This is a genomic window from Rhodoblastus sp. (assembly GCF_041915505.1).
Classification (GTDB): domain Bacteria; phylum Pseudomonadota; class Alphaproteobacteria; order Rhizobiales; family Beijerinckiaceae; genus Rhodoblastus.
Genome location: NZ_JAYSBG010000378.1, coordinates 1 through 3,229, shown reverse-complemented (window position 1 = coordinate 3,229; position 3,229 = coordinate 1). Strand labels below are relative to the sequence as shown.

The window sequence follows — 3,229 nt, the reverse complement described above, 5'->3', positions numbered from 1 at the left end:
CGAGATGCGTCGCGCTCCATTCGAAATCCCCAACCGGCGCGCCCACGGCGCGGGGGCGGCTGACATCATTCTCGACGGGAGAAATTTCCAAGGCGTTACGCCGGGCGAATAAAGATCGCGGTTTCTGCCGCCTACTGCTGCGCCTTGCCGGCGGAGAAGGAGGAATGGGCTGAGACCGCCGCTGCGCGCTCCGCCGCCACCGTCTTGGCGTCGGCGAGGTCGATCGTCGGCAGGCAATTGGGCGCGCAGATATAGCTTTCGCGATTGACGCCGTTCTGTACCAGCAGGTCGCTCTGCTCGGCGCCGACGCGGATGGTCCATTCGCCGAGCAGATTGCCCTGTGCGTCCAGCGCGATCAGATTGGTTTCGCCATAGCTCTTGCCGGTGATGACGCCCATGCCGCTGTTCTTGAGCATGGTGACGTCGGCGACGCCGGGCTGTCCGATGACAAGGGTCTGCGTCTTGTCGGGAATGCGCGCGACCCGGGCCTTGTCAACCGAGACCTGCACCAGATCCGGCGCGGCCGCGGCGGCGCCGGACTGCGCCAGAAGAGAAACGCCGGCCGCTCCCGCAAGCAGGAGCGCGGCGCCTATCGAACGTAATGCGTGAGCACGCATGAATCTCTCCCGAATTCGAACCCTCGCCCGGTCTCCGGCGCCGGGCGGCGCCCCAGCCGCGCGCGGCCAAACGCCCTGTCCCAAGCGCCCGGCCCCGCACGCGCGGCGACATCTTGAGGCGATTAAGACATGACTTGGTGAACGATTGCTAAATTTTGCCGGCGAAGGCGCGATCGGGCGCAAATCGCCCGCAAGAAAAGCCCGATCCGCTTTTTCGCGCCCTGCCGCAGCGGAATCCGGGTCCGATAAGGCCGCGATGAATGAAATCAGTAGCGAATAAGGCGAAGACTCCTGAAAAACGGCAGCAACTTTTAACAGTAACGCAACGGTATGCCCCCTAAAGTTGGAATGCCCCAGTTCGCCCCTTCGTCGCGACGTCGGCGAAATCGATCTCTCTCCGGGAGTATGGCAATGAAGTCTTTGGTCTCGCGTTTCCTCAAGGATCAGTCCGGCGCCACCGCCATCGAATACGGCCTGATCGCCGCTTTGATCTCGGTCGTCTGCATCACCGTCCTGACGACGGTCGGCACGAACCTGAATGCGAAATTCACGTCGGTCGCCAACGCCCTGCAATGATTGTGCGCTTCCGACGCGCGCGAATGCATCGCGCGCCGAACATGGCCCCGGCTTTCCCCCGGGGCCGTTTTCATTTTCAGGGATCCGTTCCGGGTTCGTTAACTACGCGTCCGCGTTAACCGGTTTGCTCCTATGAAATTAACGAACTGGCGAATGTCGCGGGGTTAGGGTCCCTCCATCGCAGCCGACCGCGAGCACGTTTCGGCGCGACGAACAAACTGATTGGAGCAAATTATGAAGACGCTTTTCGCCCGTTTCGTGAAGGACCAGTCCGGCGCCACCGCCATCGAATATGGCCTGATCGCCGCCCTGATCTCGGTTGTCTGCATCACCATCATGACCACGGTCGGCACCAATCTGAAGGCCAAGTTCACCTCGGTCTCGAACGCCCTGCAATAAGGCGCGCCGTCCTGCCCCGGCAATCGGGGCGAGGCGCAACAAACGGCCCCGGCCTTCGCCGGGGCCGTTTTTGTTTCGAGCCGCGCGCTTTCTAACATCGTCGTTCAGACTTCATTGACCGCACTTTGCAGCGACGCGCATTCCCCTTTCAAATTAACGATTTAGATAGGGCTGCGCGCCTAAAAAGAACCCATCGCAAACGAGCGAGCGATCCAATCATTCGGAGCATCAGATGACCCGCCTTCTTTCCCGTTTCATGAATGACCAGTCCGGCGCCACCGCCATCGAATATGGCCTGATCGCCGCTTTGATCTCGGTCGTCTGCATCACCATCATGACCTCGGTCGGCACCAATCTGAAGGCCAAGTTCACCTCGGTCTCGAACGCCCTGCAATAAGACGCAGCGCCCTGCCCCGACGCGGCGGGGCCAGGCGCGAGAAACGGCCCCGGCTTTCCGCCGGGGTCGTTTTCGTTTGGCGCGGCGGCCGGACCGCGCCCGACAAAGAGTCGGCGCCGCTTTATTTTCGCCGGCGCCGCGCGCGGTAACCAAGGGGTAAGCGCGGCGCGCGATGATCCCGCCACCCTCGAATCGCGGAACTCCCATGCTCGACGCGCTGACGATCGTCATTTTCCCGGCCCTGATGGCCTATGCCGCCTTTTCCGATCTGTTCACCATGACGATCTCCAACTGGATTTCGATCCTGCTCGTCGCGGGCTTCGTCGCGCTCGCGGTGCTGCTCGGTCTGCCGGCTTCGGTCATCGCCTTGCATCTCGCTTGCGGCCTGGCGGTGCTCGTCCTCACTTTCGCGCTATTCGCCTTCGGCTGGATCGGCGGCGGCGACGCCAAGCTCGCCGCGACCACCGCGGTCTGGATCGGCTTCGACCATCTGGCGGAATATGGCCTGGGCTCGGCGCTGCTCGGCGGGTTGCTGACCCTCGCCATATTGCAATTCCGCCGCCTGCCCATGCCGAACTGGGCGCAGGCGCGCGTGTGGATCATGCGCCTGCACGACAAGGAGAACGGCGTGCCCTATGGCGTGGCCCTCGCCGTCGCCGGACTGATTCTCTATCCGGAAACCAAGATCTTCCTCGCCAGCCTGGGCGTTTGACCGCCCGGCGCATCGGAAAACGGCCGAAAACGCCCCGCCCCCGGCGGGGCGTTTTCGTTTTTGAGCCTTCCTTAACGATACCACCTAAAATTCGTGAAATTCCATTAACCTTAATTTGACGTTTCACTGTTTCAATTCGGTCAATGTCCCGTTCCGGGGCCATTTTTCGGACCATCGAAACAGCCATGAAAAAAGCCCGGCTCATCTTTCTAGGCGTTGTCCTGGCCTCCGGCGCCGGCGCGAGCTATCTCGTGCTGTCGCGGCCCGAGCCCCCTCCGCCCACGCCGGTCGCGCACGAGCCGCCGCCGACGGCGACCGAGCAGGTGCTGGTCGCCTCGCGCGAGCTCAATTTCGGCTCGGTGCTGCAACCCGCCGACATCAACTGGCAGGACTGGCCGAAAAGCGCGCCGGTCCAGGGCGTGATTCGCAAGTCCGAAACGCCCAATGCGGTCGATGAAATCAAGGATTCGGTGGTGCGCGGCTCGTTCCTGCAGGGCGAACCGATTCGCCGCGAGAAATTGTTCAAGG

The 3,229-nt window shown here is 62.4% G+C and carries 6 protein-coding genes; 5 read left to right on the top strand and 1 reads right to left on the bottom strand.

The window, feature by feature from the left end:
- Positions 1 to 131: 131 nt before the first annotated feature.
- Positions 132 to 617 (bottom strand): pilus assembly protein N-terminal domain-containing protein, encoded by a 486-nt coding sequence (locus tag ACE3S9_RS17220; protein WP_374547710.1) that lies wholly within the window; start codon positions 615 to 617, stop codon positions 132 to 134.
- 411 nt (positions 618 to 1,028) lie between these two features.
- On the opposite strand from ACE3S9_RS17220, the gene ACE3S9_RS17215 reads away from it, so the two are divergent.
- The 5 genes from ACE3S9_RS17215 to ACE3S9_RS17195 form a co-directional block, all read left to right on the top strand.
- Positions 1,029 to 1,193, top strand: coding sequence for a Flp family type IVb pilin (locus ACE3S9_RS17215; RefSeq protein WP_374547709.1), 165 nt, complete (start codon positions 1,029 to 1,031; stop codon positions 1,191 to 1,193).
- Between the two features lie 234 nt (positions 1,194 to 1,427).
- Positions 1,428 to 1,592, top strand: coding sequence for a Flp family type IVb pilin (locus ACE3S9_RS17210; protein WP_374547708.1), 165 nt, complete (start codon positions 1,428 to 1,430; stop codon positions 1,590 to 1,592).
- A gap of 232 nt (positions 1,593 to 1,824) precedes the next feature.
- A complete protein-coding gene (locus ACE3S9_RS17205) occupies positions 1,825 to 1,989 on the top strand; it encodes a Flp family type IVb pilin (RefSeq protein WP_374547707.1) in 165 nt (54 codons plus the stop codon).
- Positions 1,990 to 2,194: 205 nt separating this feature from the next.
- Positions 2,195 to 2,701, top strand: coding sequence for a prepilin peptidase (locus ACE3S9_RS17200; RefSeq protein WP_374547706.1), 507 nt, complete (start codon positions 2,195 to 2,197; stop codon positions 2,699 to 2,701).
- Between the two features lie 185 nt (positions 2,702 to 2,886).
- Positions 2,887 to 3,229: SAF domain-containing protein (locus ACE3S9_RS17195; RefSeq protein ID WP_374547705.1), on the top strand; the 343-nt coding region annotated here is incomplete at its 3' end.

Coding starts and splice junctions, on each gene's coding strand:
- ACE3S9_RS17220 (WP_374547710.1), bottom strand. CDS start 617: ATGCGTGCTCACGCATTACGTTCGATAGGCGCCGCGCTCCTGCTTGCG.
- ACE3S9_RS17215 (WP_374547709.1), top strand. CDS start 1,029: ATGAAGTCTTTGGTCTCGCGTTTCCTCAAGGATCAGTCCGGCGCCACC.
- ACE3S9_RS17210 (WP_374547708.1), top strand. CDS start 1,428: ATGAAGACGCTTTTCGCCCGTTTCGTGAAGGACCAGTCCGGCGCCACC.
- ACE3S9_RS17205 (WP_374547707.1), top strand. CDS start 1,825: ATGACCCGCCTTCTTTCCCGTTTCATGAATGACCAGTCCGGCGCCACC.
- ACE3S9_RS17200 (WP_374547706.1), top strand. CDS start 2,195: ATGCTCGACGCGCTGACGATCGTCATTTTCCCGGCCCTGATGGCCTAT.